Source organism: Limosilactobacillus mucosae, from assembly GCF_046939755.1.
GTDB classification, from domain to species: Bacteria; Bacillota; Bacilli; order Lactobacillales; family Lactobacillaceae; genus Limosilactobacillus; species Limosilactobacillus mucosae_A.
Genome location: NZ_JBKZAY010000073.1, coordinates 1 through 922 on the forward strand (window position 1 = coordinate 1; position 922 = coordinate 922).

1 protein-coding gene and 1 pseudogene are annotated in these 922 nt (G+C 43.7%); both read right to left on the minus strand.

Going from position 1 to position 922, the window contains the following annotated elements; genetic code table 11:
- A partial coding sequence (locus tag ACLUWI_RS10120) for an IS3 family transposase (protein ID WP_412147220.1) occupies window positions 1-699 on the minus strand: 699 nt, incomplete at its 3' end.
- A pseudogene (locus ACLUWI_RS10125) lies at window positions 699-922 on the minus strand (helix-turn-helix domain-containing protein); the annotation flags it as partial. The pseudogene ACLUWI_RS10125 and the gene ACLUWI_RS10120, both read right to left, overlap by 1 nt.

Here is a 922-nt window from a genome sequence, read left to right on the forward strand (position 1 = left end):
CACTGCGTTATCAGCGGGAGTGCCAGGCGCAGAGAGACTGTGCTTGCTATTGTTGCTAGCTAAATAATTATTGAAGTCTTTTGAAGTATAGGCAGCGCCACGATCGGTATGAATCATTGGTGCGAACGTCCCAGCCTGCTTGGCGGCACGTTTAAAGACTTCCATTGCGGCTTCTGCTGTCTCAGTTGGCGAAATATGATAACTGAGCGCATAACGACCATACAAGTCCAAAACTACGTGTAAGCGAACCTTGTTGTTGCGACCATAGGTTAGTTCTGTTGTATCGGACACCCAAACCAGATTCGGCGCTACCTGAATAAATTTCCGTTCCAATAAGTTATCCTCTTGATACTGTTGTTGTTCCTGCTTACGGCTGCGCTTTTTCTGACGGACATCGGCTTTAATGCCGTGCTTCCGCATGATTCGGCGCACACGCTTAATATTGATACGAAAGTCAAACGAAAAGGTATATTCTGGAATTTCTTGATTTTTCCCATTCTCATTGTTTAAAATCGCGGTTACTTTTTTATAACCAGCGCAGTTCTGATGGCGTTTTTCAATCTGATAGATTGCTTCCAAAATTGCCTGGTTCTCAATTTCTCTTTGTGTTGGCTGTCTTTTGAGCCACTGATAGTATGATTTGCGTGAAACCTTGGCAATTTTAGTCAGTTTGCTAACGGAACCTGCGGTTTCGTTGATTAATTCTTGAACCGCTTGATATCGTCCGGTCGCTTCACCCCCCGATTGCGTATTTCGACTAATTTTTTTGCAAATGCGATCTCAAGCTCCATTTCTCGATTGATTTTCTTTAGTCTTTTAATTTCAGCTTCAAGTCGCTCTTTTTCGGTCATCTCTTCTAAAGCTTTTTGCGGCTTGCGATGCCCGCGATTATCTTTTAAGGCTTCCCAACTGTCAGCTGCCT